This window comes from Enterobacter sp. 3U4, assembly GCF_057224565.1.
This window is the reverse complement of sequence record NZ_CP136665.1, coordinates 2,278,101-2,302,162: the sequence shown is the minus strand read 5'-3', so window position 1 is coordinate 2,302,162 and position 24,062 is coordinate 2,278,101. Positions and strand designations below refer to the sequence as shown.

Sequence of the window (24,062 nt, the reverse complement as noted above, 5' to 3'; positions counted from 1 at the left end):
GACGTGTTTTGCCGGGTGGCGGCTGTGCCTTACCCGGCCTACAGGACGTCGTATTCCCGGTGACATTACGACATCAAACTCACCTGCGCCGCAACAATGCGCCACCCGTAGGCAAACCGCACCCACGTCTGCTGCTGGCGGCCAATGCGTTCCGTCCCCTCGCGGGTAAACTCGGTGCTGCACACGGCATAATCTTCCCCGAAGGTGGTAATCACGGTGTGGCGCAGCGTCCGCTGCAGCCCGGCTGCGGGGCGCGCCGCACGAAAGGCGCGGATTTCATCAATCCCGTACAGGTTTTCACCCGCTCCGAGACGCACCGTGTTTTTGTCGTGCCAGAACAGCTCGTCCAGCACCGCAACGTTGTTGCTCACCAGCGCGTCCTCATAGCGGTAAAACGCGGCCGTCACCTCGGCAACCACCCACGGGAGGTTAATGTCATCGTGATTCATCATGCTGCTATCTCCGCCGGACGGGCATCGGTGATGCCGCTCTCTTCCAGAACCCGCGCGACGCGCAGGCAGGCCTGCTCGTTAAACGGCGCGGCAATCAGCTGCAGGCCAATCGGCGCCCCCTGAGCGGTGCGCAGCGGAACGGTGGCCACCGGCAGGCCCAAAAACGAAATTGGCTGGGTCAGCATCCCCATGCTGGCGCGAATGGGAAGCTGCTGGCCGTTAATCTCCATGGTCTGCTCACCCGCCAGCGTGGCGCTGCGCGGGGTTGCCGCGGCGATCAGCACGTCGGCCTGCGCGAACAGGGTTTTGAACGCCTGCCGGGCGTGCGCGCGGAACCGCTGGGCCTGGATGTACCAGGCGGAGGGGATCATCGCCCCGGCCAGCAGTCGTTCGCGGGAGTGCGGCTCAAAACGCTCGGGCTCGCGGCGAAGCGCGGGCAGGTACTGGTTTCCCCCTTCCGAGGCGCTGATGATAAACGCCGCCGAACGCGCCAGCTCGGCGTCCGGGAACTGCAGCTCATCCTGCACGTCGAGCGCCTTCGCCACCCGCGCCACGGCGTCTCTGGCCTGGGCGTCGCACCAGGTGGTGAAGTAGCCGCCGAGCACCGCGCAGCGCAGGCCGTCAAGCCCGCGATCGAGCAGGGGGCGCGTCTGTTCGCGCGAGCTCTCTGCCTGAAAACCGTCGCTGCTGTCCCGCCCCTGCAGCGCGTCGTATACGGACGCCAGGTCGCACACGCGGCGGGCAAAGGGGCCGATATGATCCAGACTCGGGACAAACGGATGGCTGCCGGATCGCGACAGGCGGCCAAAGGTGGGCTTCAGGCCATAGATACCGCACAGGGAGGCCGGAACGCGGATTGAGCCGTTGGTGTCGGTGCCGAGCGAAAAGTGCACCAGCCCGGCGGCCACGGCGGCGGCTGAACCGCCGGACGATCCGCCCGCAATGCGCGCCAGGTCGTGCGGGTTACGCGTCGTGCCGTAGTGGCTGTTTTCGGTGGTAAAGCCGTAGGCGTAGGCGTCCATATTCACCATCCCAGTCAGCAGCCCGCCCGCGCTGCGCAGCTGGCGCACCGCAAAGCTATCAGCGGCCGCGGCAGGGCGCTGGCTGAACAGCTCGGCCCCGGCGAGGGTGGTGTGACCGGCAACGTCGAACAGATTTTTAACCGCATAAGGCACGCCCGCCAGCGGCGGCAGCGGACGCTTTTCCCGTCGCAGGGTATCGATATTGTCGGCTTCGGCGAGCATGCGTGCTTCCGTTACGGTGGTCCAGGCGCCGATCTGCGGGTTAACGCGCGCAATCCCCTCCAGCGTCTGCCGGGCAATCTCGCGAGCGCTCAGCTCTCCCGCGCTCAGCGCCTGCTGGATCGCGCTGATACTCATCTCGTTTAGCCTCATGCTTTATACACTCCTGCGATCTCCAGACGGTCGTCGAGCGGCAGCGCCATCAGCGGGGCGGCCATAGTTGCTATGCGGCTGAACTGCAGCTGCAGCTCGGCGCGGCGGGCGTCGTCCAGCGTCACGCCGAGCACGGTTTCCATTTGCGCCAGATACGCCTGCCAGTCGGGTTGGTGTGTCATCATTTTTTTCTCCTCAGAATCCGGCGGCCGCGCCGTTGCTGCGCGGGTCAAATGCCCCTTCAAACAGCCCGTTGGGGTGGCGGACAATCGCGCCCGCGTGGCCCATCGCTTCACTGAAGTCAGGGAATATTTCTACCTCATGTCCGAGTGCCTGAAGCCGTGAGACCGTCTCAGCGGTAAAGCGTCCTTCCAGCTTTAACGTGTCCGAGGTTTGTCCCCATGTACGTCCCAGCAGCCAGCGCGGGCGGGAAATACTTTCCTGTAAAGGCACGTTCTGAATCGCGTAGCGGGTAAAGAACGCGGCCTGGGTTTGCGGCTGCCCGTCGCCGCCCATCGATCCGTAGACCATCACGCGTCCGTCCTTCAGACGTGCCGCCGCCGGGTTCAGGGTATGGAATGGCTGTTTGCCCGGCGCGAGGGCCAGAAGATGGGCGGGATCGAGGCTGAACGATGCGCCGCGGTTCTGCCAGACGATGCCGGTATCGGGCAGCACCACGCCGCTGCCGAACTCGTGATAGATACTCTGGATAAACGATACGGCAAGCCCGCTGCTGTCCATTACTCCCATCCACACCGTATCGCCGGGGCCTTTTCCGGTGCCCCACGGCGCGGCGCGTCCGTCGTCAACCCTGTCGGCAAGCGCCTGCAGAGCGGCGGGATCCAGCAGACTCTGAATATCGGTTTTTAGCGCGCGCGGGTCGGTGATGTGGGCATCGCGCAGGCCAAAGGCCAGCTTGGTGGCTTCCACAATGCGGTGCAGGGTTTCGGCGTCGTCGGCCTCCGCCATATTCAGGCGGTCGGTGATGCCGAGTATCGCCAGCGAGACCAGCCCCTGCGTCGGTGGGGCGTGGTTAAAGATCTCCCCCTGCTGATGCTTTAGCTTCAGCGGCGCGGTGCGTCGGGCGGCGTGGGCATTGAGATCGGCCAGCGTCACGGGGAGATCCAGCGTCTCCATGCCGTGCGCCAGCACGTCCGCCAGCGGGCCGCGGTAAAAGCTGTCCAGACCGTCTTCAACCAGGCGCGTAAGAGTGGACGCCATGGCCGGTTGATAAAAGCGGCTGCCGACCTCTGGTGGCTTACCATCCACCAGCCAGGTTTCCGCGAAGCCGGGAACGTCCTTCAGCTCGTCGAACTTGCTGGCCGTGGCGTGGGCCTGAGAGGCCGTGACCGGCGTGCCGTTCTGCGCATAGTCAATGGCGTCGGCCAGCAGGCGGGCCAGCGGCAGCGCCTTGCCGGTCATCTCGCGCGAGACCTTCAGTGCCTCGTCCCAGCCGCTGACGGTTCCGGCGACGGTCAGCGCCGCACGGGGGCCGCGATGGGGGATCTGCGTGAGCCCGTCGTAAGCGGCCAGCGTCGCGCGCGATCCCGCCGCGCCGCTGGCATCAATGGCGATGGGATCGCCTTCCGGCGGCACGATAAGCCAGAAGCCGTCGCCGCCCAGCCCGTTCATATGCGGATAGACTACGGCGATGGTGGCCGCCGCCGCGACCATCGCTTCGATAGCGCTGCCGCCTTCGCGCAGCACGGCCAGCGCGCTCTGGCTGGCGAGGTGGTGGGGCGCAACCGCCATACCGTGTGTGGAGACATTACTTTGCATGAAGAGTCCTCGTAACCCTGAAAGTCACAAGGTGCTGCAAAAGCTGTTCCAGTTCTGAAAGAAAAGTTTCAGTAAACTGGCACGTATAATGAAAGGTAGAATCAAAGGCAAAATGTGATGAAACAAAAGTTACAGAGGCGCTATGGAACAACTGGATGAACGTCTGAAAGTACAATACCCGTCGCTGTCGCCGCAGGAGCAGCGGGTGGCGGATTTTATTTTCGACCATTTTGACGACCTCATTAGCTACAACAGCGCCGAGCTGGCGCAGCTGAGCGGGGTGTCGAAAGCTACGGTCAGCCGTCTGTTTAAGCGGCTGGGCTATGAGAAATATAAGGACATGCGCGAAGAGCTGCGCACCCTTCGCCAGAGCGGGATGCCGCTCACCGATAATCGCGACGCGGTACAGGGCAACACGCTGCTGGCGCGCCACTACAAGCAGGAGATGGCGAACCTGACCCAGTGGGTTAATGCCCTCGACGCACAGCAGTTTGCCGACGCCATGGCCTGCATGGTGAAGGCGCGGCGGATCGTGATTATCGGCATGCGTAACGCCTATCCGGCGGCGCTCCACCTGCGCCAGCAGCTGCTGCAGGCGCGCGGGCAGGTGCTGGTCCTGCCGCAGCCGGGGCAGAGCCTGGGCGAAGAGCTGGTGGATTTAACGCCGGACGATCTGGTGGTGATGATGGCCTTCCGCCGTCGCCCGCGCATCATTCGCCCGCTGATGCAGCAGCTTCAGAGCAGCGGTATTCCGGTGCTGTTGATGTGCGAGCCGCAGGCGCACAGCCTGTTCCCGCTGGCGAGCTGGCAGCTTTGCGCCCCGCTGGACAGCGTCTCCGCCTATGATAGCTATTCGTCGGTCAACAGCCTGATCAACCTGCTGGCGAACGCCTTCCTGCATGAAATTCTTGATAAAGGCCGTCCGCGCATTCACGAGATTGCCTCCCTCTACCAGCAGCTGGACGAGCTCGAACAGCGATAATGGGGCATCAGGCTGGTGCTTTGCATTGAAATGGTGCAACCAGACGGGGCATAAATGGAGATCATTTACGCCCCGTCCGCGTTTTATCAGGCTTCACAACAATATTTCCCGCTTCGCCTTATCTGGCACATTAGTTGCAAAATCACATTCAAAGAATCTTTTGTTTCATGTTAACGTTACGGGGAAGCACCATGAAAAAATTGTTGATTGCACTGGCCGGGGCCGCATGCCTCTTCACACAGCTGCCGGCCAAGGCTGACCAGCTTCAGGATATCGAGAAGCGCGGCACTATCCGCATTGCCGTTCCGCAGGATTTCCCGCCGTTTGGCTCGGTGGGGACCGATCTGCAGCCGCAGGGTTATGACATCGATATGGCGCGCTATCTGGCTAAACAGATGAAGCTCAAGCTGCAGCTGGTGCCGGTGACCAGCGCCAACCGCGTGCCGTACCTGCAAACCGATAAGGTGGACCTGGTCATTTCCAGCCTCGGTAAAAACCCGGAGCGCGAGAAGGTGATCGACTTCAGCCGCGCCTACGCGCCGTTCTTCCTCGGCGTGTTTGGTCCGAAAGGGGCTGAACTGAAGGACGCCGCCGCGCTCAGCGGAAAAACTATCGGCGTGACGCGCGGGGCGGTGGAGGACATGGTGCTGACCGGCCTGGCGCCGAAAGACGCGGACGTGAAACGCTACGAAGATAACAACACCACACTGTAGGCATATCTTTCCGGCCAGGTGCAGTACGTGGCGACCGGCAACCTCGTGGTAGCGGCCATTTCGCGCCAGAACGCGGATAAAGCCCCTGTGCCGAGCTTTATGCTGAAAGATTCGCCGTGCTTTATTGGCCTGAAGAAAAACGAACCGGCCCTGAAGGCAAAAGTGGATGCGCTGATTGAGCAGGGCATCAAGGACGGCACGCTGAACGGCCTGTCCGAGCAATGGCTGAAGGCCCCGCTGCCGGCAAACCTTGGCGCCTGAGCCGATGACTGAGCAACTTGATTTTTCAGCCCTCTGGCCGTACTGGCCGGAGCTGCTGGCGGGGCTGTGGGTCACCGTTCAGCTGACGGTGATGGCGACCGTCGGCGGGCTGGCGATAGGGATTTTCGGAGCGGCGATCCGCAGCGGACGCACAACCTGGTTCAGCCGGATCTGGGGCGGCTACGTGGAGATCATCCGCAACACGCCGTTTGTGGTGCAGCTGTTTTTCATCGTCTTCGGCCTGCCGAATCTCGGGTTGAAGATGACGGCGGGGGAAGCGGCGCTGCTGGCCATGGTGGTGAACCTGGGTGCGTACAGCACCGAAATTATCCGCGCGGGCATACAGGTCACGCCGAAAGGGCAGTGGGAAGCCGGACGCGTGCTGGGGCTGACCCGCCTGCAGACCTTTATCCGCGTGGTGCTGCCGCCCGCGCTGCAGCGCATTTACCCGGCGCTGGTGAGCCAGTGCATTATCGTGATGCTCGGCTCGTCGGTGGTGTCGCAGGTCTCCTATGAAGAGCTGACCTTCGCCGCCAACCTGATCCAGTCCAGAACGTTTTTGAGCTTTGAGGTTTATCTGGTGACAACCGGGATTTACTTGGCGCTGTCGATTACCCTGCGCCAGCTGATGATGGCGGCGGGACGAAAATGGCTGGGGGTGCAGGCATGATGACCACCTTTACCGACTGGGACATTATTCGCAACCTGCTGCTGGCCGGGCGCTGGACGGTGCTGCTGTCGCTGGTGGCGTTTGTCGGCGGCGCGGTGGTGACCCTGCCTCTGCTGCTGCTGCGCCTGACGGGCGGGCGCACGGTGAAGCGCATCATCCGCGGCTATATTGAGCTGTTTCAGGGCACGCCGCTGCTGATGCAGTTGTTTCTGGCCTTCTTCGGCGTGGCGCTGTTCGGCATTGACGTCTCGCCGTGGACCGCCGCCTCGCTGGCGTTAACCTTCTACACCAGCGCGTTCCTGCTCGATATCTGGTTTGGCAGCATTCGCGCGCTGCCAAAAGGGCAGTGGGAAGCCTCGCGCTGTCTGGGGCTGACCTTTGGCCAGACCCTGTTTCGCGTCGTCGCGCCGCAGGCGCTGCGCATCGGCATTGCGCCGACGGTCGGCTTTGCCGTGCAGGTGATAAAAGGCACCGCGCTGGCGTCGATTATCGGCTTTATCGAGCTGACCAAGGCCGGGACCATGCTGACCAACGTGACGTATCAGCCGTTTAAGGTCTTTGCGCTGGTGGCGCTCGGCTACTTTATTCTGTGTTATCCGCTGTCGCGCTACAGCCGCTATCTGGAGACGAAATTCAATGCCTCTCATCACCATTAATCAGGTGCAGAAGTACTACGGCGATAACCACGTGCTCAAGGGCGTCGATCTGGATATCGACATGGGCCAGGTGATCTCCATTATCGGGCGCAGCGGATCGGGCAAAAGCACGCTGCTGCGCTGCATCAACGGACTGGAAGGCTATCAGGACGGCAGCATCAAGCTGGGCGGCATGACCATTACCGACCGGGATTCTCAGGCGCGCGAAATCAGCCGCTCGATCGGGATGGTGTTCCAGAGCTTCAACCTGTTCCCGCACATGACGGCGCTGGAAAACGTGATGCTCGCCCCGCGTCGGGTGCTGAAAAAAAGCGCCGCCGAATGCCGGGCGCTGGCGCAGCAGATGCTGGAGAAGGTTGGCCTCGGCGATCGTCTTGATTACTACCCGTCGAGCCTGTCGGGCGGCCAGCAGCAGCGCGTGGCGATTGCCCGTGCGCTGGCCATGTCGCCGAAAGTGTTACTCTGCGACGAGATTACCTCCGCGCTCGACCCGGAGCTGGTAGGCGAAGTGCTCAAGGTGCTGGAGCAGCTGGCGGCCGAGGGGATGACGCTCATACTGGTTACCCATGAAATGAATTTTGCCCGCGAAGTGGGCGACCGCGTGGTGTTTATGCACCAGGGGAAAGTCTGGGAGCAGGGCGACAGCAAAACGCTGTTCGCCAACCCGCAGACCACGGAACTGAAGCAGTTCATCTCCTCCGTGCGCGGCCTCAACTGATAAGGACTTAACAATGGATATCGCACATTTTCCGCAAATCAACCCGCCGCAGCGCCTGCTGATGGGGCCGGGCCCGATTAACGCCGACCCGCGCGTGCTGCGCGCCATGTCGAGCCAGCTGATCGGCCAGTACGATCCGGCCATGACCCACTACATGAACGAGGTGATGGCGCTCTATCGCGGCGTATTCCGCACCGAGAACCGCTGGACGATGCTGGTAGACGGTACATCCCGCGCGGGGATTGAAGCCATTCTGGTCTCCGCCATTCGCCCGGGAGATAAGGTGCTGGTGCCGGTCTTTGGCCGCTTTGGTCATCTGCTGTGCGAAATTGCCCGCCGCTGCCGCGCGGAGGTGCATACCATCGAGGTGCTGTGGGGCGAGGTGTTCACCCCGGACCAGGTGGAGGATGCGATTAAGCGTATTCGTCCGCGCCTGCTGTTGACCGTGCAGGGCGATACCTCCACCACCATGCTGCAGCCGCTCGCGGAGCTGGGTGCCATCTGTCGTCGCTACGACGTGCTGTTTTATACCGACGCCACCGCGTCGCTCGGCGGCAACGCGCTGGAGACCGACGCCTGGGGGCTGGATGCCGTCTCGGCCGGGATGCAGAAGTGCCTCGGGGGGCCGTCGGGTACCTCGCCGATCACCCTGAGCGCGCGGATGGAAGAGGCGATCCGCCGCCGCAAGTGCGTGGAGGAGGGCATCCGCACCGACGCCCATCGCGACGGCGACGAGGAGATGATCTACTCCAACTACTTCGATCTCGGCATGGTGATGGACTACTGGGGGCCGGAACGCCTGAACCACCACACCGAAGCGACCACCGCGCTGTTTGGCGCCCGCGAATGCGCGCGGCTCATCCTGCAGGAAGGGCTGGATAACGGCATCGCGCGTCATAAGCTGCACGGCGATGCGCTGCTGAAGGGCATTCAGGCGATGGGGCTGGAGACCTTTGGCGATCTGAAGCACAAGATGAACAACGTGCTGGGCGTGGTCATTCCGCAGGGCATCAACGGTGACCAGGTGCGTAAGCTGATGCTGGAGGATTTCGGGATTGAAATCGGCACCTCGTTTGGCCCGCTGCACGGCAAGGTTTGGCGCATTGGCACCATGGGCTACAACGCGCGCAAGGACTGCGTGATGACCACCCTGAGCGCGCTGGAGTCGGTGCTGAATTACCTCAAATTCACCACCACGCAGGGTGCCGCCATGCAGGCCGCGTGGGACCACTATCGTCGCGAGACGCCGCAATGAGCCCGGCGGCAGAACGGGTGATGGCGCGCGCCGACGCGTTGGCTGCCATCAGTGAAACCCCGGACGGCCTGACGCGGGTCTATCTCTCCACGCAGCATCTGCAGGCCAACCAGCTGGTCGGGGAGTGGATGCGCCATGCGGGCATGACCGTCTGGCAGGACAGCGTGGGCAATATCTGTGGACGCTACGAAGGCGCGCAGGAAGGGGCGCAGGCGGTGCTGCTCGGCTCGCATCTGGACACCGTACGCAACGCCGGGCGCTACGATGGCATGCTCGGGGTGCTCACCGCCATCGAAGTGGTGGACGGCCTGCACCAGCAGGGGGTGCATCTGGCGCAGGCCATAGAGATTGTCGGCTTTGGTGACGAAGAGGGAACCCGTTTTGGGATCACCCTGTTAGGCAGCCGGGGCATCACCGGCACCTGGCCGCAGGGCTGGCTGGAGACGTGTGATGCTCAGGGCATCAGCGTGGCGCAGGCGATGGTGCAGGCGGGACTCGATCCTGCCCGCGTGGCGCTCGCGGCGCGTCATCAGGACGATTTCAGCGCCTGTCTGGAACTGCATATCGAACAGGGGCCGTGTCTGGAGCAGGAAGGGCTGGCGCTGGGCGTGGTGGAAGCCATTAACGGCGCGCGCCGCCTCAGCTGCCGCTTCACTGGGGAGGCCGGGCATGCGGGTACCGTGCCGATGAATCACCGTAAGGATGCCCTGGCCGCCGCCGCCGAATGGATGGTTCTGATTGAAAACACCACCCGACAGCTGGGCGGCAACCGGGTGGCCACGGTCGGTGAACTGCGCTGCCTGCCCGGCGCGGTCAACGTCATCCCCGGCGAAGTTGCGCTCTCGCTGGATATTCGTGGCCCGCAGGATGGCCCGCTTGATGCGCTCCTCGCGGAACTGCTTGCGCAGGCGCAGGCCATCGCCGCCCGTCGCGGGTTAAGTTTTGCTGCCGAGGAGTTTTACCGGATCGCCGCCACGCCGTGCGATGCGCATTTGCAGCACCTGCTGGGCGACGCCGTTGAATCGGTGCAGGGGCGCTCGTTATCCCTGCCCAGCGGCGCCGGGCATGACACCATCGCCCTGGCGGAACGCTGGCCGGTGGGGATGCTGTTTTTGCGCTGTAAGGGCGGGGTCAGCCACCATCCGGCCGAATCGGTGATGGCTGAGGATGTTGCCCTGGCGATTGAGGCGTTTGGGCGGGCGGTGAGAGCGCTGGCCGACGGTGGCCCGTGTTAAATTGTAGGCCGGGTAAGCGCAGCGCCACCCGGCAAGAAATCACATCACTCCAGACCCAGCGTATATTGCGCGATTTTAAAGTAGATAATCAGCCCGGTGCCGTCGATAAGCGTCGCGATAAACGGCGCGGAGACGACCGCCGGGTCAATGCCGCAGCGCTTGAGCACCATTGGAATGACGGACGAGACGATGGCGCTCCACAGCGTAATGCACACCAGCGTCAGGCTGACGATGAGCGTAATTTCCAGACCAATTCCCATCATCTAGGCGCGGATGCACCCGGCCAGACCCAGCGTGGCGGCAATCATCAGCGACGTGGTCATCTCTTTACGCAGCACGCGGCCAACGTCGCGCAGACGGACTTCCCCCAGCGCCATGGCGCGCACCAGGGTGGAGGTGATCTGCGTCCCGCTGTTGCCGCCCGTGCCGATCAGCAGCGGAATAAAGAACGCCAGCGCGATGGCGGACTCCAGCGCCTCTTCAAAATGCTGAATGACCGAGCTGGTGTAGGCTTCGGCGACAAACAGCAGCAGCAGCCAGACGGAGCGTTTCTTCCACAGGCTATACGGGCTGGTGTCCAGATAGGGTTTTTCCAGCGGTAGCGTCGCCCCCTGAAGCTGAGCATCTTCGGTAACGTCATCTTCCAGCAGATGGGCAATTTCGCGCTCGGTCAGGCAGCCGACGAGCTTGCCGTGGGTGACCACGGGCACCACATCCGCGCCGCCGTGCGCCAGCAGTCCGGCAACGTCGGCACGTTCATCCTCCGGTTTGACCTGCAAAAACTGCGAAATCATCAGCGATTTCACCGGCTGCACCGTATCCGCGGTCTGAAGCAATTTGCGCACGGCAACCATCCCCGCCAGGCGGCCATGGTCTTCGATAAAAATATGCGACGGAATATCATCGTCTTTTAATTTTTCGAAGAATTGCTCGCGCGCCAGCGCCACGCATAATGCAATATCGAGGACGATAAAATCGGTATTCATATATTGCGCGATCGCGCTGTCATTGAATGCCTGGTTTTGGTTGTGAATAGCGTAAGACATAGTGAATTCCCTTTGAATAATAAAATCTCTCAGGGGCGAGCAAGACAGGGCATGTCGAAGAGGAGATCCCCACGTCCTGGGTTCAGCACTGTACACCGTATCCCGCAAGGGAAGTTATACTGACAAAGCCTTGATTCGACAGTGCCTGTTTTACCCTGTGCCGGTTCTCTCGAACCCACCAGAGCGATAACGTGTATTTGTACAGGAGCCTCGCCATAACGAGATCGTTGTAAAACGAGAGGAATAATACGCTTATTTAACGGTACCGCTCAGGTATTTAAAAAATGTTTAAGAACGGTTTAGGAGAATATTATTAATAAGATGTTGAGGGTTTATTTAAGGTTATTCACTTTAAATGGAGAATTAAATAATTAACGGGGGAGGGGCAAATGGCGTGGTTTGATAATCTGCTGGATCATTTTGCGCTGTATCCGGCACATCTGTTCGCGCTGTTATTCGTGATGGCGCTAAGTAAATCGACGGTGCTGATCTCCTCCGTGCTGCCGCCCGCCTCGGTGATGCTGCTGGCGGGCATTACCGTCAGCCAGGCGAGCATGCATCCTGCGCTGTCGTGGCTGGCCGTGGTGTTGGGGGCAACGGCGGGTTCGGTGCTGAACTACCATATCGGCCGGCTGATGGGGCACACCCGGCTGGTCACGCGCTTCACCTCAAAGCATGCCGATAAGTTCTTACGCGTACAGCATCAGCTGCAAAAGAACGGTGTCATCGTGCTGTTTACGTCGCGCTTTCTGGCGGTGCTGCGCTACATCGTGCCGCTGGCTGCGGGGATGCTCAGGCTGAATGCAGCAAAGGTCTACGCCGTCAGCCTGCTTTCCGCCTGCGTATGGGCGGCGCTGTATGTCAGCATCGTCACCGGCATCACCGCCTTTTGAGTTACAAACTCCCCATTCCGCCGTCTACCAGCAGTTCCGTTCCTACCGTGTAGCTCGACTCGTCGGAAGCCAGATAGAGCGCGGCTTTTGCCAGCTCCGTCGTCGAGCCCATTCTGCCCAGCGGCACCAGCTTGACGATCTCCGCCATCATCGCGTTAAGCGCCTCGTCGCTTAAGCCCGTTTTCGTAAACGCCGGGGTTTCCACCGGACCGGGGCTCAGGCCGTTGACGCGGATCCCGCGCGGCAGCAGCTCCGCCGACAGCGTGCGCGCCAGCGACAGCAGGGCAGCCTTGCTCGCGGCATACACGCTGCTGGTGGGCAGGCCGATGCGCGCGCTCACGGAGCCGCAGAGGATCACCGACGACGGGTTGTTCAGCAGCGGCAGCAGCGCCTGGATTAAAAAGAACGGTCCCTTCAGGTTGATGTTCATCAGACGGTCCCAGGCCTCTTCCTGCCAGGCTTCCAGCGGCGCGTGCGTCACATCGCCGGCGTTAAGGAAGACCGCGTCAAGGCGTGGCCAGCGGGCGGCGAGGGTTTCCGCCAGCGCTTTTTGCGACGCGATATCGCCCGCATCGGTTGGGATCACCCACGCCTTATCGCCCAGAATGCGCTCTGCTTCGGCGAGGGTGTCCGGGTTGCGTCCGGTCACGGCGACGCGCGCCCCTTCGGCGATAAACGCCTGCGCGGTGGCGAGACCGATACCGCTGGTGCCGCCGGTAATCAACGTATATTTATCGGTTAAACGACCCATGTTCTTCTCCTGAAATGTCTCTGGAGAAAGCACTATAGAAACGTTAGTATCGAAAGGAAACCAGGTACCAAATGGATACTAACGAGGCAAGAGGTGTGCTATGGCAGAAATGCAGGAGGAGTGCTGTGAAAAAAAATCTGAGGCGTATACCTGCCCGATGACGCAGTTTGTGAACCTGATTTCCGGCAAATGGGCGATCCCTATCCTCTATCGCCTGATTGTCTTCAATACGCCCGTTCGCTTTGGCGATCTGCTGCGGGCGGCTGCCCCCATCACCCAGAAAGAGCTGACGAAGCAGCTGCGCCTGTTTGAACAGCGCGGGCTGGTGACGCGGACGGTCTATCCGGAGATCCCGCCGCGCGTGGAGTATCAGATCACCGCGCTGGGCTTAACTCTGCAGGATGCGCTCTCGCCGCTGGCCGCCTGGATGAGCGAGTACGGCGACCAGCTTGAGCGTTAAGCTACTGTTTTGCGTAGCGCGGTGCCGGAATACCGGTGCGCGCGCTGTTGAACAGCTCCAGACGCGCTGCTTCGTAGCGATCCCACAGTACGGCATCATGCATCGGCGGGATGGTGATTGGTTCACCCTGATCCAGACCCGCCAGCGATGCATCCACCATATCGTCGGTGGTCATCACCGATCCTTCCGGCAGATCGTTCATCGTGACGCCCGAATGGCTCCAGATTTCTGTCGCCGTGGCGGCGGGCAGTACGGCCTGAATGCGCACGCTGCTGTCGGCAAATTCTTCCTGTAACCCACGGGTAAAGCTCAGTACCCACGCCTTGGTGGCGCTGTAGAGCGCGCTGCCCGCCCGGACGTGCAGGGCCAGCACGGAAGCGATATTGATCAGCGTGCCGCGGTTATTCTGCGCCAGGCGCGGCAGGATGGCGTAGGTCAGACGCATCAGCGCCGTGGTGTTCAGGGTGTTAATGGCCTGATGCTGCGCCACCTCGCCCGCGAGGAACGGTGCCATCTGCGCGGTGCCCGCGTTGTTAACGAGCGTATCAATGGCCGTATTGCTGCGCAGTTCGTCTTCCACCTCGCGGATCCCGGCTTCATCGGTGAGATCGGCTACCAGAATATCGACGGCCACGCCATAGCGCGCGCGCAGGTCGGCGGCGAGGGTTTTCAGGCGATCCTCGCGGCGGGCAACCAGCACCAGGTTGGCCCCGCGCGCGGCAAGACGATCGGCATAAACGGCACCAATCCCGGAAGAGGCGCCCGTAATCAGGGCGGTGGTGATTTGCGTAGTCATCGTGTGTTACCTCAAGGCAAAGTGGGTTATTTGGTTTCAATATGAAACTGAATTAACTCTCTGCTATTTGGTTTTATAATGCAACCATATTGGCGATCATTTTGTGCTTTTGCCGTCGGGAACGATCAGGAGGGGAGTTTTGCCACGATCTCTTCAGGCGTCAGTTCGCGCCCATCGTCGGCGATAAGCGCCAGTTTACGCAGGGGTTTGCGCTGTTCGGTATCGACCAGCACGGTGCCGCATTCGTTTTCCGCAAACAAAAATTCATTGCCCCACTGGGAGAGGGCAACCAGCACCGTTTGCAGGGCGCGCCCTTTATCGGTAAGGACGTACTCCTGCCAGGCGCTGCCGTCGGACGCGGGCTGAAGCCGGAGGATGCCTTCGTCGACCAGCAGTTTTAACCGCGCGGTCAGCATGTTTTTTGCGATACCAAGGCTTTTCTGAAACTCGCCGAAGCGTTTAATCCCGCGCAGCGCGTCGCGCACGATCAGCAGCGACCACCAGTCGCCGATGATATCCAGCGAACGGGCGACGGGGCAGGTGCTCTCTTCAAGGCGGGTACGTTTCACAGCGAATTCTCCGGTGGGGTATGGTTTTATTATAAAACTAATCCGTACACACCGTAAGCACGTTAATCATCAGTTTGAGAAATGCTTCCCGGAAAATTGTGACGAATCTGTCACACTGAGCGCGACATTTTAAAACGAGTGAGGAATTAGGGATGAGAAAAGCACTACTCGCGCTGGCAGTCGCCGGTTCCATTTCAGCAACGTTTGGCGTGCAGGCGCAAGAGACGCCGGAAGGGTATCAGCTGGAGCAAGTTTTAATCATGAGTCGCCATAACCTGCGCGCGCCGCTGGCTAATAACGGCAGCGTTCTGGAGCAGTCCACGCCGAAGCAGTGGCCGGAGTGGGAGGTGCCGGGCGGCCAGCTCACGACCAAAGGCGGCGTGCTGGAGGTCTATATGGGTCATTACATGCGCGAGTGGCTGGCGCAGCAGGGGATGGTTAAGACGGGAGAGTGTCCAGCGGCGGATAGCGTTTATGCTTACGCTAACAGCCTGCAGCGTACCGTCGCCACCGCACAGTTCTTCATTACCGGCGCGTTCCCGGGCTGCGACGTTCCCGTACACCATCAGGAAAAAATGGGCACCATGGATCCGACCTTCAATCCGGTGATTACCGATAACTCGCCGGAATTCCGCGAAAAAGCGCTGAAGGCGATGGAGACGGAACGGCAGAAAATGCAGCTTGGCGAAAGCTATAAGCTGCTGGAGCAGATGACGAACTACGCCGACTCGCCGTCCTGCAAAGAGAAAAAAGTCTGCTCGCTGGCGGACGCGAAAGATACCTTCAGCGCCGACTATGAAAAAGAGCCTGGCGTATCCGGGCCGCTGAAGGTGGGTAACTCGCTGGTGGATGCGTTCACGCTGCAATATTACGAAGGCTTCCCGGCCGACCAGGTGGCCTGGGGCGAAATCAAAACCGACCAGCAGTGGCGCGTGCTGTCGAAGCTGAAGAACGGCTATCAGGACTCGCTGTTCACCTCCACCGAGGTGGCGCAAAACGTGGCGAAGCCGCTGGTGAAATATATCGATAAAACGCTGGTCACCGAGCAGGCAAAAGCGCCGAAGATCACCCTGCTGGTGGGGCATGACTCGAACATTGCTTCCCTGCTGACTGCCCTGGATTTCAAACCGTATCAGCTTCACGACCAGCAGGAGCGCACCCCGATTGGCGGCAAGATTGTCTTCCAGCGCTGGCATGACAAAAATGCCAACCAGGAGCTGATGAAGATTGAGTATGTCTACCAGAGCTCAGAGCAATTGCGTAATGCCAGCGTGCTGTCGCTGCAGTCGCCTGCGCAGCGCGTGACGCTGGAGCTGAAGGGCTGCCCGGTAGATGCGAACGGCTTCTGTCCTGTCGATAAATTCATTGCGGTGATGAATAACGCGGCGAAGTAAGAGAGAACCCCCCGCTGAGGCGGGGGGAAACGCTTAGACGTTTTTACGTTCGATGGTTTGCTCGCCCCAGAAGAGCGAGTCTTTATCCGTTTTTTCGAAGGCGCGCACCAGCACCTCATCGTTACCTTCCTCCCAAATCTGCTCGGCCAGCTTTTCATCGTACTTCGCGACTTCAAAGATAGCTTCGGCAATCTCCGGAGAGGTGTTGCGTAAACTTGCCCATTCGCCCACGTGGTGAGCTTTGGATTCTTGAGTTGGCATGCTTGTCCTCCTGTTGGGTGTTAGCCGTTCAGTTTTTTGGCCAGACCCGCGACGTATTCACCCTGATAGCGGGCGATAGACAGTTCTTCATTGCTTGGCTGACGTGAGCCATCCCCACCGGCAATGGTGGTTGCGCCGTACGGCGTACCGCCACGCACCTGGGAAATGTCAAACAGCTCCTGCGCGCCGTAGCCAATCGGTACAATCACCATCCCGTGATGAGCAAGAGTAGTCCAGGTTGAGGTAATCGTCTGCTCCTGACCGCCTCCGGTCCCGGTAGAGCTGAATACGCTGGCGAGTTTGCCGTAGAGCGCCCCGGATGCCCAAAGCCCGCCGGTTTGATCGAGGAAGGTACGCATCTGGCCCGACATATTGCCGAAGCGGGTCGGGGTGCCGAAAATAATGGCATCATAATCCGCCAGCTCCTGCGGGGTGGCGACCGGGGCGTTTTGCGTTTTCCCCCCGGCTTTCAGGAAGGCTTCCGCCTGCATGGTTTCCGGTACGCGTTTCACCACAACCTCTACGCCATCAACCCTGTTTGCACCTTCTGCTACCGCGTGAGCCATGGTTTCAATGTGTCCATACATGGAATAATAGAGCACCAGAACTTTTGCCATTTTGCATCACTCCTCGTTGGTTTTTCTGACAGCGAATCGCTGCGTTCTTTTAAAGATATGCCATCACAGCCAGACTGCAAAAACGAACGGCATTTCTTTGATTTATAACAATATGGTGGGTAAACAGGTTTGTAGCAAAATGAAACAACTTTCACGTCATCGTTTTTTGAAATGATAAGAAAGGCTTATGCATCACCGCCGCGTCATCTCACCCGAAAGACTGATATCATGTTGCAGGATATTACCTGCGGCTTGCCGGATAGCCTCAGTCCACTAAGCTTAGTTTCACGCGGCACAGATAAAGGCACTGTCCTTGTGTTGCGAGGTGAAAGAATCCTCTTTTACTTAATGCAATATGATGTCTAATGTTTCACATTCTGGAGGTTAGAGATGGCAAACCATCGTGGTGGTTCAGGTAATTTCGCAGAAGACCGTGAAAGAGCATCAGAAGCAGGCCGTAAAGGTGGCCAGCATAGCGGGGGCAACTTCAAGAATGACCCGCAACGCGCATCTGAAGCTGGCAAGAAAGGGGGTAAAAACAGCCACGGCAGCAGCAAGTAACACGCCGGGTTGAACCCCTGCCGCCGGGATCTCCCGGCGGTTTTTTTATTTCTGCAACATTGAACTGTAACCAAAGGCAACGCACACTAGGGAATTGATCTTAATCGCGAGTGCCGCATGTCTGTCTCACGCTTCAAATTCTCCGTTAAACCGCAGGAAGCCATCCTGATTCTCATCACCATGTTCTGGGGCGGGACGTTTCTGGCCGTCCAGTACGCGGTGACCCTCAGCGATCCGTTCTTTTTCGTTGGTCTGCGCTTTGCGACGGCGGCGATAGCCGTGGGGCTGATTTCGCTTAAAACGCTGCGGGGGCTGACGCTGAAAGAGCTTAAGGCCGGCGTGGCAATTGGGGTGGCGATCGCGATGGGCTACAGCCTGCAGACGTGGGGATTGCAGACCATTTCCAGCAGCAAATCCGCGTTTATCACCGCGATGTATGTGCCCCTGGTGCCGCTGCTGCAGTGGCTGTGCCTGGGGCGGCTGCCGGGGCTGATGTCCTGTATTGGCATCGTGCTGGCGTTTATCGGCCTGATCTTACTGGCCGGGCCGGAAAATAACCTGCTGGCGCTGGGGCCGGGCGAAATTATCACCCTCGTCGGAGCGGTTGCGATTGCGGCGGAAATTATTCTGATTAGCGCCTGGGCGGGCAAGGTCGACGTCAAGCGGGTGACGGTGGTGCAGCTCGCCACGGCGTCGCTGGTGGCGTTTGCTACGATGGTTCCGGCAGGGGAGTCCGTGCCGCCGATGTCTACCGGTCTGGTCGTCGTCGCACTGGGGCTGGGAATCTTCAGCGCCATTATTCAGGTCACCATGAACTGGGCGCAGCGCAGCGTATCGCCAACCCGCGCGACGGTGATTTACACCGGTGAACCGGTCTGGGCCGGCATTTTCGGGCGGCTCGCCGGGGAACGTTTACCGCTGCTGGCCCTGGTGGGCGCGGCGTTTATTGTCGCCGGGGTGCTGGTGAGCGAGTTAAAGTTAAAAAAACGACGTAAGGCGATTGCCGGGTTGGGCGCAGAACAAGGGGCAGATCGCTAGCAGCGCGCTGCCCGTTTTGCCCGGCGTCGCTTCGCTTGCGCGGGCCTACAACAGGCATGTAGGCCGGGTAAGCGTAGCGTCACCCGGCAAGAAAGCGGCACTTATTTCAGGTTGAGGGGGTGATGGCTTCCGCTTGCGCTTCATCCCCTTTCCGGCGGCTCAGCAGGGCGTTAAGCAGGATCGCGCCAAAGGTCGCCGTGCCAATCCCGCCAATCGTAAACCCGCCCAGCGTCAGGGCAAAATCACCCGCGCCCAGTACCAGCGTGACCGCCACCATAATCAGGTTGCCGTTCTGGCTGAGATCGACCCGATGCTGCACCCAGATCCGCGCGCCAGCCACGGCGATCAGCCCAAACACCACGATTGAGGCCCCGCCGATGACCGGTGACGGAATGGTGTGGATCAGCGCACCGAATTTCGGCGAGAAGCCGAGCAGCATCGCCATCACCGCCGCCGCGACAAAGACCAGCGTCGAATAGACTTTGGTCACCGCCATCACGCCGATGTTTTCGGCATAGGTGGTGACGCCGCTGCCGCCCACGGAACCGGAGAGCATGGTCGCCAGCCCGTCGCCGACGAACGCGCGGCCCATGTACGGATCCATGCTGCGTCCGGTCATCCCCGCCACGGCCTTCAGGTGGCCCAGGTTTTCCGCCACCAGGATCACCGCCACCGGGGCGATGAGCATCATCGCCTGAGCGTTAAAGGTGGGGGAGGTCACCTTCGGCAGGCCGAACCAGGCGGCCTGATGAAGCAGCGTAAAGTCAACAGGCTTGCCCAGACCAAAAACGTTCGCCAGCAGGGCATACGCCAGACAGGCAACAATCAGCCCAACCAGGATCAGCAGCCGCTGGATCATGCCTCGCGTAAACACCGCCACCAGGCCGATGCACAGCACGGTCACGACGGCCATCCAGCTTTCAAACGGCGAGGCGGAGACGCTTTTCACCGCAATCGGCGCAAGGTTCAGGCCAATCGCCATCACCACGGCTCCGGTGACGACGGGAGGCATCATGCGTTCAATCCAGCGCGTGCCGATTTTCATCACCACCAGACCAATCAGGGTATACACCAGACCACAGGCAATGATGCCGCCGAGGGCCACGCTCAGGTTGGGGTTGATTCCCTGGCCGTTAAATCCGGTGGTGGCGATCACCACGCCGACAAAGGCGGCGCTGGATCCCAGATAGCTGGGCACGCGCCCGCCGGTGACGAAAAAGAACAGCAGGGTGCCAATACCGGACATCAGAATCGAGAGGTTGGGATCGAGTCCCATCAGCATCGGCATCAGCACCGTAGCGCCAAACATGGCGACCGCGTGCTGGACGCCCATCACCATCGTCTGCCCGAGCGGGAGGCGTTCATCCGGCGCGACCACGCCTGCGTCTGTGGAGGTCGATTTCAACTGCCAGTGGGGAAATCCGAACATAGTCTGTCTCCTTAGAGCGCCTTAACAGGCGGGTCGCATCAGCGCGTGGTAGCCGCGGTCAAACCACACCAGGCCCTGAGGCGCGGGGTGACGAATAATCGAAACGATGTCGCAAAACAGAATGTCGTGGGTACCGACGCTCACCACCTGGCTGATGCGGCAGTCAAACGAGGCCAGCGCATCCTCCAGCTGCGGGCAGCCGGTATCGCCCGTCTGCCAGCGGGCGGCGGCGAAGCGCTCTTCCATCGGCGTTTTGCCGCCAAACAGGTTAGATAGCGGCTCCTGCCCGGCGCTCAGGGTATTCACGCACAGCGTGCGGTTTTCGCTGAACGTCGGCCAGACGGACGCGCCGCGGTTCAGGCACACCAGCAGGGTGGGCGGTGAATCCGTGACGCTGCACACCGCGCTGGCGGTGAAGCCTGCCATCCCCGCCGGACCGTCGGTGGTGATGATATTCACCGCCGCGCCGACGCAGGCCATGGCATCGCGAAAGGTTTGTTTATCCGGTGTCGTCATCATCGCTCCTTACGCCAGCCCGCAGGCATCGTCGAAGGTCAGGCGCGGCAGGCGGCCGTAAAGTTTGCCCGGGTCGCCGTAGCCGATGTTGATCAGCAGATTGCTTTTAAGCGTCGTGCCGGTGAAAAAGGCCTCGTCGACCTTTTGTCGGTCAAAGCCCGACATCGGGCCGGTGTCCAGCCCCAGCGCGCGACAGGCGAAAATCATATAGGCGGCCTGCAGCGAGCTGTTGCGAAAGGCGGTCTCTTCCGCCAGCGCGGGGCTTGCGGTAAACCAGCTTCTGGCATCGCCGTGCGGGAACAGTTCAGGCAGGCGCTCGTAGAACTCACTGTCCCAGGCGACAATCGCCGTGACCGGGGCGGTAAGCGTTTTCTCCAGGTTGCCGCTGGAGAGCGCCGGGCGCAGCTTCTCTTTTCCCTCCGCGCTTCGCACAAACACAATCCGCGCCGGGGAGCAGTTGGCGGAGGTTGGCCCCCATTTCATCAGGTCGTAGATTTCGCGCAGCGTCTCGTCGCTGACGGCAATATCCTGCCAGCCGTTATGGGTGCGGGCGCCGGTGAACAGCGTTTCCAGCGCGGCGGGGGTAATGGCTTCGCTCATTAAAGCTCCTTATAAAGCGGGTTCGGGGCTGTGCAGCAGGCTGGCCAGCCCGTTCAGCAGCAGGGTGTTAAAGGTGTCCGGCTCGGTGACGTTGCAGGCATGTCCGCCCTGGCGCATCACCGCGCCGTGGCTGTGCGGGATCGCTGCCTGCAGCTCAGACGAGCAGATGGAGGGCACCAGCATGTCGTCGGCGGAACAGATGATCTGTACCGGGCAGCGGATGCGTGCGGCGTGGCGGCTGAAGTCGGCCTTTTTCAGGGCGCTGAGCCTGTGCAGCAGGTTGGTTTTGCCCTGGAAATGGGCCAGCGCCACCGCTTCTTCTGCCTCCAGACGGGGGGCGCGGGCGGCCATCCAGTCTGCCGGGTAGAGAAACAGCGGCTGCGCCTCAACCCACGCCTGCGGGCCGCCGTAATGCAGCAGGCGCTCGCGGATCTGAAAGCAGCGGCGGGTGTGGGCATTGAGGATCAGCCAGCCGTTGACGCACACCAGCGCGGTGAGAGCGTCGGGCCTGTCGAGGGCCAGCTGCAGGCCGACCAGTGCCCCCAGCGCGTGACCCACAACGATGTAGCGCGCGATCCCGGCCTCAGCCAGCGCCTGGGCGAGTTCGTCCGCCATTTGTGCCAGGCTGTAGCCTTCCGGCAGGGCGTCGGGATTATTGCCCGTTCCGCGTTGGTCATAGCACACCACCTGATACTCCGGTTCCAGCGCGGCCAGCTGGGGCAGCCAGTAGCTGCCGCTGCCGCCGAGACCGGAAATAAGAACAACCACGGGGGCACCTTCGTACGGTGGCGGCGAGATCGAGATGGAGAGTTTCATACCTGCCTCACTTCGCGATGTGCGCAACGGTAGCGATCTCAACCAGCGCCTCCGGCTTCACCAGCCCGCACTGAATGCAGAACCGGGCCGGCTTATCGCCGGGGAAGAACTCCGCGTAGATTTCATTAATCGCGGCGTAGTTTTTCCAGTCGGTGATAAAGATGCTGTTGAAGGTCACATCCTCCATCGTGCCACCCGCCGTTTCGATCACGGTTTTGATCGTCTCCAGCACGTGGCGGGTTTGCGCCTTTGGGTCGTTGATAAACACCACGTTGTTGTCTTTATCAAAAGGCAGCGTGCCGGAGACATACACCACGCCGTCGGCGAGCGTGCCGGGGACAAACGGGGCGATGGGCTTGCTGGTGCCCGGCGGGATGATTACGGATTTCGGCATCGTGCGTCTCCTCAGGCGATACGGGCGAGCGGAGGATTCAGGGCGTCGCAGAACTCGGCAACGCTGCTGACCCAGCCAAAAAAGGTTTCGATATTGAACAGGGCCGCCTTCTGGGCGAAATCCGGCCCGGCCTGATGGGTCGCGTCTTCCAGCACCACGCCGAAATACTCGAGGAAAAAGCCGTCGCGCAGCGTCGACTCCACGCAGACGTTGGTGGCAATACCGGTGAAGACCAGGTGGCGAATGCCCCGGCTGCGCAGCAGGCTGTCGAGCGGGGTGTTGAAAAAGCCGCTGTAGCGCGGTTTTGGCAGGACGATATCGCCCGCCTGCGGAACCAGTTCATCCACCAGCTGATAATCCCAGCCGCCCTTCGCCAGCAGTTTGCCCTGCAGTTCGGGCCGCTTGCGCATGGTTTTCAGGGCGTTCGACTTGTGGAAGTTGGGCGAGCCCGGGCCACCGGCCTCGACGTACTGGTCATCCCAGCCGTTCTGGAACCAGATGATGAGCATGCCCGCAGCGCGTGCGGCGGCGACGGCGGTTTTGATGTTCTCGATCACAGGCCTTGTGGCGGAGACGTCGAAGCCTGCCAGATCCAGATAGCCGCCCTGGCTGGCATAGGCGTTTTGCATGTCCACCACGATCAGCGCGCTCTGCTGCGGCGTGAAGGTAATGGCTTCCGGGCGTGCGTTAAGGGTCGTCATTACGCTACCTCCTTCGTAACGGCAGGGATGTGGGCGCGGCACTGCATCAGCGGCTGGATGCGCTCGCCGAAGGTCTCCACGCCGGTGAGGAAATCATCGAAGGTCAGCAGGACGCCTTCCGCACCGGGAACGGCCGCCACTTCATCGAGCATTCTGGCAACGCTGGCGTACGAGCCGACCAGCGTGCCCATGTTGATATTGACGGCGGAGGTCGGGTCGGCCATCTGACGAACGTTGGTATCCGCGCCGGAGCGGGTGTCCTTCTGGCTCTGCTCGGTGAGCCAGCTCAGGGCTTCCTCGTCTGCGCCGTCCTTATAGCGCTCCCATTTCGCGCGTGCGGCGTCGTCGGTTTCGTCGGCAATCACCATAAACAGCACGTAGGAGCCCACGTCGCGCCCGGTTTTGTCGGCGGCCTCTTTCATGCGCGCGGCGGTCGGAGCGAAGGCGGCAGGGGTGTTAACGCCTTTACCGAAGCAGAAGTTAAAGTCGGCGTATTTCGCCGAGAATTCCATTCCCGCGTCGCTCTGTCCGGCGCAAATTACCTTCATCGGTACCGACGGCTGCGGGCTGACGCGGCAGTCGTTCATGGTGAAGAAGTCACCCTTGAAATCGCTTTTGCCTGTACCCCACAGGTCGCGCAGGACCTGCACGTACTCGGTCAGGTAGTCGTAGCGACGCGAGAAGTAGTCGTCACCCGGCCATAGCCCCATCTGCTCGTACTCGGGTTTTTGCCAGCCGGTAACGAGGTTGACGCCAAAGCGTCCGCCGGAGATGGAGTCAATGGTGGAGGCCATGCGCGCGACGATCGCCGGGGGCAGGGTGAGGGTGGCGGCGGTGGCGTAGATTTGGATCCGCGAGGTGACCGCTGCCAGCCCGGCCATCAGGGTGAAGGACTCCAGGTTGTGGTCCCAGAATTCGGTTTTGCCGCCGAAGCCGCGCAGCTTGATCATCGAAAGCGCAAAGTCGAAATGGTAGTGCTCCGCTTTCTGCACGATGGCTTTATTCAGCTCAAAGGTCGGCATGTATTGCGGTGCAGTGGTCGAGATAAGCCAGCCGTTGTTGCCGATGGGTACAAATACGCCAATTTTCATCACGAACCTCTCTT

The 24,062-nt window shown here is 60.9% G+C and carries 27 protein-coding genes, 2 pseudogenes and 1 riboswitch; of the genes and pseudogenes, 12 read left to right on the top strand and 17 right to left on the bottom strand.

What is annotated here, in order from left to right; all coding sequences use genetic code 11:
* Window positions 1-65 precede the first annotated feature (65 nt).
* Genes hpxZ through hpxW form a run of 4 tightly spaced genes read right to left on the bottom strand, consistent with a single transcriptional unit; the run spans window position 66 to window position 3,625 of the window.
* Window positions 66-452: an oxalurate catabolism protein HpxZ gene (gene hpxZ, locus RVY89_RS11065; protein WP_045354537.1), complete on the bottom strand. Its 387-nt coding sequence runs from the start codon at window positions 450-452 to the stop codon at window positions 66-68.
* A complete protein-coding gene (locus tag RVY89_RS11060; RefSeq protein ID WP_484827837.1) occupies window positions 449-1,846 on the bottom strand; it encodes an AtzE family amidohydrolase in 1,398 nt (465 codons plus the stop codon). The genes hpxZ and RVY89_RS11060 overlap by 4 nt, the downstream gene beginning before the upstream one ends.
* Window positions 1,843-2,031: an oxalurate catabolism protein HpxX gene (gene hpxX / locus RVY89_RS11055; RefSeq protein ID WP_484827836.1), complete on the bottom strand. Its 189-nt coding sequence runs from the start codon at window positions 2,029-2,031 to the stop codon at window positions 1,843-1,845. Before hpxX ends, RVY89_RS11060 begins: the two co-directional genes overlap by 4 nt.
* Before the next feature lie 10 nt (window positions 2,032-2,041).
* Window positions 2,042-3,625, bottom strand: coding sequence for an oxamate amidohydrolase (gene hpxW, locus RVY89_RS11050; RefSeq protein ID WP_484827835.1), 1,584 nt, complete (start codon window positions 3,623-3,625; stop codon window positions 2,042-2,044).
* A 142-nt stretch (window positions 3,626-3,767) separates the two neighbouring features.
* Between hpxW and hpxU the strand changes: the two genes are divergently transcribed.
* From hpxU to hpxK, 7 genes and pseudogenes are all read left to right on the top strand, one after another.
* Window positions 3,768-4,607, top strand: a complete 840-nt coding sequence (hpxU, locus tag RVY89_RS11045) for a MurR/RpiR family transcriptional regulator HpxU (RefSeq protein WP_484827834.1) — start codon at window positions 3,768-3,770, stop codon at window positions 4,605-4,607.
* Window positions 4,608-4,798: 191 nt separating this feature from the next.
* Window positions 4,799-5,581, top strand: a pseudogene (locus tag RVY89_RS11040) (transporter substrate-binding domain-containing protein).
* A 4-nt stretch (window positions 5,582-5,585) separates the two neighbouring features.
* Window positions 5,586-6,251, top strand: a complete 666-nt coding sequence (locus RVY89_RS11035) for an amino acid ABC transporter permease (RefSeq protein WP_484827833.1) — start codon at window positions 5,586-5,588, stop codon at window positions 6,249-6,251.
* A complete protein-coding gene (locus RVY89_RS11030; protein ID WP_049008460.1) occupies window positions 6,251-6,907 on the top strand; it encodes an amino acid ABC transporter permease in 657 nt (218 codons plus the stop codon). Before RVY89_RS11035 ends, RVY89_RS11030 begins: the two co-directional genes overlap by 1 nt.
* Complete coding sequence (locus RVY89_RS11025) at window positions 6,888-7,625, top strand: amino acid ABC transporter ATP-binding protein (protein ID WP_311390746.1); 738 nt, start codon at window positions 6,888-6,890, stop codon at window positions 7,623-7,625. The genes RVY89_RS11030 and RVY89_RS11025 overlap by 20 nt, the downstream gene beginning before the upstream one ends.
* Before the next feature lie 13 nt (window positions 7,626-7,638).
* Window positions 7,639-8,880, top strand: coding sequence for a pyridoxal-phosphate-dependent aminotransferase family protein (locus RVY89_RS11020; protein ID WP_484827832.1), 1,242 nt, complete (start codon window positions 7,639-7,641; stop codon window positions 8,878-8,880).
* Window positions 8,877-10,115 (top strand): allantoate amidohydrolase, encoded by a 1,239-nt coding sequence (hpxK, locus tag RVY89_RS11015; protein WP_484827831.1) that lies wholly within the window; start codon window positions 8,877-8,879, stop codon window positions 10,113-10,115. The genes RVY89_RS11020 and hpxK overlap by 4 nt, the downstream gene beginning before the upstream one ends.
* A gap of 44 nt (window positions 10,116-10,159) precedes the next feature.
* Here the strand turns inward: hpxK and RVY89_RS11010 are convergent.
* A pseudogene (locus tag RVY89_RS11010) lies at window positions 10,160-11,161 on the bottom strand (magnesium transporter).
* Between the two features lie 60 nt (window positions 11,162-11,221).
* A riboswitch (M-box (ykoK) riboswitch) is annotated at window positions 11,222-11,391 on the bottom strand.
* Window positions 11,392-11,550: 159 nt separating this feature from the next.
* Between RVY89_RS11010 and RVY89_RS11005 the strand changes: the two are divergent.
* Window positions 11,551-12,054: a DedA family protein gene (locus RVY89_RS11005; protein ID WP_484827830.1), complete on the top strand. Its 504-nt coding sequence runs from the start codon at window positions 11,551-11,553 to the stop codon at window positions 12,052-12,054.
* Window position 12,055: 1 nt separating this feature from the next.
* On the opposite strand, the gene RVY89_RS11000 is transcribed toward RVY89_RS11005, so the two are convergent.
* Window positions 12,056-12,805 carry an SDR family oxidoreductase gene (locus RVY89_RS11000; RefSeq protein WP_484827829.1) on the bottom strand — a complete coding sequence of 250 codons (750 nt, stop codon included), beginning with the start codon at window positions 12,803-12,805 and terminating at the stop codon, window positions 12,056-12,058.
* Between the two features lie 100 nt (window positions 12,806-12,905).
* Here RVY89_RS11000 and RVY89_RS10995 point away from each other — a divergent pair, with 100 nt between their 5' ends.
* Window positions 12,906-13,265, top strand: a complete 360-nt coding sequence (locus RVY89_RS10995; RefSeq protein WP_484827828.1) for a winged helix-turn-helix transcriptional regulator — start codon at window positions 12,906-12,908, stop codon at window positions 13,263-13,265.
* Window position 13,266: 1 nt separating this feature from the next.
* Here RVY89_RS10995 and RVY89_RS10990 read toward each other — a convergent pair whose 3' ends face one another.
* Both RVY89_RS10990 and RVY89_RS10985 read right to left on the bottom strand, forming a co-directional pair.
* Window positions 13,267-14,061: an SDR family NAD(P)-dependent oxidoreductase gene (locus RVY89_RS10990; RefSeq protein WP_484827827.1), complete on the bottom strand. Its 795-nt coding sequence runs from the start codon at window positions 14,059-14,061 to the stop codon at window positions 13,267-13,269.
* A 125-nt stretch (window positions 14,062-14,186) separates the two neighbouring features.
* Entirely contained in the window at window positions 14,187-14,630 is a 444-nt protein-coding gene (locus tag RVY89_RS10985; RefSeq protein WP_484827826.1) for a winged helix-turn-helix transcriptional regulator, read from the bottom strand.
* Window positions 14,631-14,782: 152 nt separating this feature from the next.
* Between RVY89_RS10985 and agp the strand changes: the two genes are divergently transcribed.
* Window positions 14,783-16,024, top strand: a complete 1,242-nt coding sequence (gene agp / locus RVY89_RS10980) for a bifunctional glucose-1-phosphatase/inositol phosphatase (RefSeq protein ID WP_484827825.1) — start codon at window positions 14,783-14,785, stop codon at window positions 16,022-16,024.
* A gap of 33 nt (window positions 16,025-16,057) precedes the next feature.
* Here the strand turns inward: agp and RVY89_RS10975 are convergent, their stop codons facing one another.
* Both RVY89_RS10975 and wrbA read right to left on the bottom strand, forming a co-directional pair.
* Window positions 16,058-16,285 carry a YccJ family protein gene (locus tag RVY89_RS10975; RefSeq protein ID WP_008499832.1) on the bottom strand — a complete coding sequence of 76 codons (228 nt, stop codon included), beginning with the start codon at window positions 16,283-16,285 and terminating at the stop codon, window positions 16,058-16,060.
* A gap of 20 nt (window positions 16,286-16,305) precedes the next feature.
* Window positions 16,306-16,902: an NAD(P)H:quinone oxidoreductase gene (wrbA, locus tag RVY89_RS10970; RefSeq protein WP_023311076.1), complete on the bottom strand. Its 597-nt coding sequence runs from the start codon at window positions 16,900-16,902 to the stop codon at window positions 16,306-16,308.
* Between the two features lie 390 nt (window positions 16,903-17,292).
* Between wrbA and RVY89_RS10965 the strand changes: the two genes are divergently transcribed.
* Window positions 17,293-17,463 (top strand): con-10 family general stress protein, encoded by a 171-nt coding sequence (locus tag RVY89_RS10965; protein WP_023311077.1) that lies wholly within the window; start codon window positions 17,293-17,295, stop codon window positions 17,461-17,463.
* 117 nt (window positions 17,464-17,580) lie between these two features.
* Window positions 17,581-18,501: a DMT family transporter gene (locus tag RVY89_RS10960; protein ID WP_484827824.1), complete on the top strand. Its 921-nt coding sequence runs from the start codon at window positions 17,581-17,583 to the stop codon at window positions 18,499-18,501.
* Between the two features lie 106 nt (window positions 18,502-18,607).
* On the opposite strand, the gene rutG is transcribed toward RVY89_RS10960, so the two are convergent.
* Genes rutG through rutA form a run of 7 tightly spaced genes read right to left on the bottom strand, consistent with a single transcriptional unit; the run spans window position 18,608 to window position 24,048 of the window.
* Window positions 18,608-19,930: a pyrimidine utilization transport protein G gene (gene rutG / locus RVY89_RS10955; protein ID WP_484827823.1), complete on the bottom strand. Its 1,323-nt coding sequence runs from the start codon at window positions 19,928-19,930 to the stop codon at window positions 18,608-18,610.
* A gap of 21 nt (window positions 19,931-19,951) precedes the next feature.
* Window positions 19,952-20,446, bottom strand: coding sequence for an NADH-dependent FMN reductase RutF (gene rutF / locus RVY89_RS10950; protein ID WP_371898543.1), 495 nt, complete (start codon window positions 20,444-20,446; stop codon window positions 19,952-19,954).
* Between the two features lie 9 nt (window positions 20,447-20,455).
* Window positions 20,456-21,046, bottom strand: a complete 591-nt coding sequence (locus tag RVY89_RS10945) for a malonic semialdehyde reductase (protein ID WP_008499824.1) — start codon at window positions 21,044-21,046, stop codon at window positions 20,456-20,458.
* A gap of 9 nt (window positions 21,047-21,055) precedes the next feature.
* The gene (gene rutD, locus RVY89_RS10940; RefSeq protein ID WP_484827822.1) at window positions 21,056-21,862 is read right to left on the bottom strand and encodes a pyrimidine utilization protein D; all 807 of its coding nucleotides are present in this window, start codon (window positions 21,860-21,862) and stop codon (window positions 21,056-21,058) included.
* 7 nt (window positions 21,863-21,869) lie between these two features.
* Window positions 21,870-22,256 (bottom strand): pyrimidine utilization protein C, encoded by a 387-nt coding sequence (gene rutC, locus RVY89_RS10935; RefSeq protein WP_223603890.1) that lies wholly within the window; start codon window positions 22,254-22,256, stop codon window positions 21,870-21,872.
* An 11-nt stretch (window positions 22,257-22,267) separates the two neighbouring features.
* Window positions 22,268-22,957, bottom strand: coding sequence for a pyrimidine utilization protein B (gene rutB / locus RVY89_RS10930; RefSeq protein ID WP_484827821.1), 690 nt, complete (start codon window positions 22,955-22,957; stop codon window positions 22,268-22,270).
* Window positions 22,957-24,048, bottom strand: coding sequence for a pyrimidine utilization protein A (gene rutA, locus RVY89_RS10925; RefSeq protein WP_023617762.1), 1,092 nt, complete (start codon window positions 24,046-24,048; stop codon window positions 22,957-22,959). The genes rutB and rutA overlap by 1 nt, the downstream gene beginning before the upstream one ends.
* Window positions 24,049-24,062: the final 14 nt, after the last annotated feature.